General features: G+C 39.2%; 4 protein-coding genes. All 4 read right to left on the bottom strand.

Going from position 1 to position 2,375, the window contains the following annotated elements; genetic code table 11:
• A partial coding sequence (locus HKX39_RS10530; protein WP_216605098.1) for a VENN motif pre-toxin domain-containing protein occupies positions 1–440 on the bottom strand: 440 nt, incomplete at its 3' end.
• An 84-nt stretch (positions 441–524) separates the two neighbouring features.
• Positions 525–1,376 (bottom strand): hypothetical protein, encoded by an 852-nt coding sequence (locus HKX39_RS10525; RefSeq protein ID WP_216605097.1) that lies wholly within the window; start codon positions 1,374–1,376, stop codon positions 525–527.
• Positions 1,376–1,609, bottom strand: coding sequence for a hypothetical protein (locus HKX39_RS10520; RefSeq protein WP_171681276.1), 234 nt, complete (start codon positions 1,607–1,609; stop codon positions 1,376–1,378). The genes HKX39_RS10525 and HKX39_RS10520 overlap by 1 nt, the downstream gene beginning before the upstream one ends.
• Before the next feature lie 63 nt (positions 1,610–1,672).
• A complete protein-coding gene (locus tag HKX39_RS10515; RefSeq protein ID WP_171681275.1) occupies positions 1,673–2,344 on the bottom strand; it encodes a hypothetical protein in 672 nt (223 codons plus the stop codon).
• Between the last annotated feature and the right edge of the window lie 31 nt (positions 2,345–2,375).

The raw sequence follows: 2,375 nt of genomic DNA, 5'->3' as shown, positions 1-2,375 counted from the left end.
TAATGATCAACATTCTCCACACCATGTGCTTTTAGCTTGGTATAAAGAGCTAATTCTCTGTCATTTAACAACTGCACGCCATATCGGTTAGCTAGCGCATTATTCTCCACCGCCCGTTTGCCAATCTCTGCTGCTCCAATCGCACTGGATGTACTATCGCCCACTAAGCCCCCAGCTAGACCACTGGCGAGTTGGCTCAATGCCGTGATGGTCTGTTTTTGACTCTCCGTGAGCTGATCTGGCGTCGTGTGATACAACTGCTCAGTCAGGACCTGAGCAGCTAACTCGCCACTCACCGCTCCCGCTGCACCTGCCACCACATGATTTCCTGTCGCATAGGCCTCTACTGCGCCCAGTAAAGCATGCGCCATCAAGTTAGCCTCTCTATTGACTTTGCCTGTACTCTGATCAGTCGTAGCTTCTTTGATTAACTGATTCACATAAGGGGATAGTCCTCCTACTACCGCTTGTCCGACAGAACCTCTACGGAGCAGCCTACTCCTATGCTATCACCCATCTTGTCCTTAAAAATCCTCTGCATATTGTAGAAAATCAAATTCTCCCTCTTTCCCTGACAATAGGTGAGCTGCATAGCTATCAATAGCTTCTGCTGGATGAGAGAGTTTTTTAATTTGCATGACATCTGTTCTTGGCACAACATACACATTACGTTCGGTGTTATGGGATGAGACAAAGAGTTGGAAACCATTTTTCCCCCAGTCGTCTGACAATCGTGTATCCAATAAACAGCGCAGTTCAAAATACTTATCAGCATCCATAAACTCTTCGGTTTGATACGTCTGACGGAACGCATGATTAAACTTTGCTTCTAAAAACTCGGCATATTGAGGTAGTACGCGCCGTTCCCTATCTGCCATTTCTCTGAGCAATGAATATATTGGAGACATGGAATAAGTTACAGCTGATGGCAAAACACCTCTATGAATATCAATCGCTATTGATTCTGCCACATCCCATCCTTGAGCACGATAAAGCCAAGAATTAAGAATTGCCAAAGGAATAGTAGGGTAGTCATTCTTACCTTCCTCATAGGTATACGCCGTGTATTTAATGTAACAAGCTCTATTATTGACTATTAATCCTAATTGAGTGATATCGTCAAAATTGGGGTAGGGAGACTTATGCACTGCATAGAAAAGTTTACCTTTGCTCAAATAATGATAAGTACTTGGTTGCCACCGCCTAAATGGTTCTACTAAATAATCAAATAACTCATCCCCATGTTCTTGGATGAAATTGTAGGCATTAATCCCCCTTCCAAAATCATCTAACTTAATAGACTCATAAGGAATTTGATTTAAATCTGTATAAATCTGACTAAAACTATTGTATAAATCTTTTTCTGACAAAAACATTATCGTAAACCTCGTCGTATAATTTCTCGTTGGACTTTCTCTGTTATATTACCTTGAACAGATTTAAGATAAGCACGATACTCAAGCGATATCTCTTTTCCATCCTTAGCATACATACGCCAACCCTCTGTTCCTGTCTCTACCTTTTTGCCTTTTGACGAATTCAGCTCTTTAGGCAAAGGTTGTAGATTCATTAGATTATTCAATAATTCTCCCTGAAAGTTTTCAAACATCTTTACCTTCTCAAACAGGACATATATTCTGCATTAAACATCAAAAGTTCAGAAACTTATACTCTATTCACTTTCCTTATCCGAATGTTTAGGAATATTCTTTCCCACCATTTCACCCGGAACAACTCCATTTTTAAAGGGGCTTGAACTATGAGTTAATAACGTCGTCGATTCTCTGCTCTGGGGATAAACGTTATTCACACTAAAAGCTTTATTGTTAAATTCTTCTTCTAACTGTAACTCAGCATATTCTTTCTGCATAGCTAGATAATGGTTAGCCTGAACATCAGCACACTTTTTTACATCGCTATTTTTATGCCATGCTGCTTTATCAGGAATATCCAAAATATGCTTAGTAATTTCAACTATTGTGAGCGCATTAGTGAATGCCCAAAATACAGCAAAGAAGATTTGATATATACTTTTAAAGTCCACACTGAAATAAACCCATATACCCAAAACCAACATAACAGGGACTGTCCACTTCAAAGAGTTTAAGAACCACCAGTTTGATTTTATCGGAAATAAATTAAATAGCTTATCCACATAAAAAACAATCATTCCACTGATAAGACAAATCACAAACCTTTCTTTCTGATAAGAAAGAATTTGATCAAGACGCAAGGTCATAGCATCGTTAAACGCAACACTCATCAAAGCGGATAGTGTCATAGCAAAGAAAACACTTGATAGTGAAACTATTATTCGGCAGACATAGGGTAAAGCCTTTATCATTACTACCTCCTTGAATCATCCTCTTTAAGAT

This window comes from Pelistega suis (assembly GCF_013133795.1).
Lineage (GTDB): Bacteria > Pseudomonadota > Gammaproteobacteria > Burkholderiales > Burkholderiaceae_B > Taylorella > Taylorella suis.
This window is presented reverse-complemented; position numbering and strand designations above follow the sequence as displayed.

Excerpts from the sequence above, each read along its gene's own strand:
- HKX39_RS10525 (WP_216605097.1), bottom strand. The coding sequence starts at position 1,376 with ATGTTTTTGTCAGAAAAAGATTTATACAATAGTTTTAGTCAGATTTAT.
- HKX39_RS10520 (WP_171681276.1), bottom strand. The coding sequence starts at position 1,609 with ATGTTTGAAAACTTTCAGGGAGAATTATTGAATAATCTAATGAATCTA.
- HKX39_RS10515 (WP_171681275.1), bottom strand. The coding sequence starts at position 2,344 with ATGATAAAGGCTTTACCCTATGTCTGCCGAATAATAGTTTCACTATCA.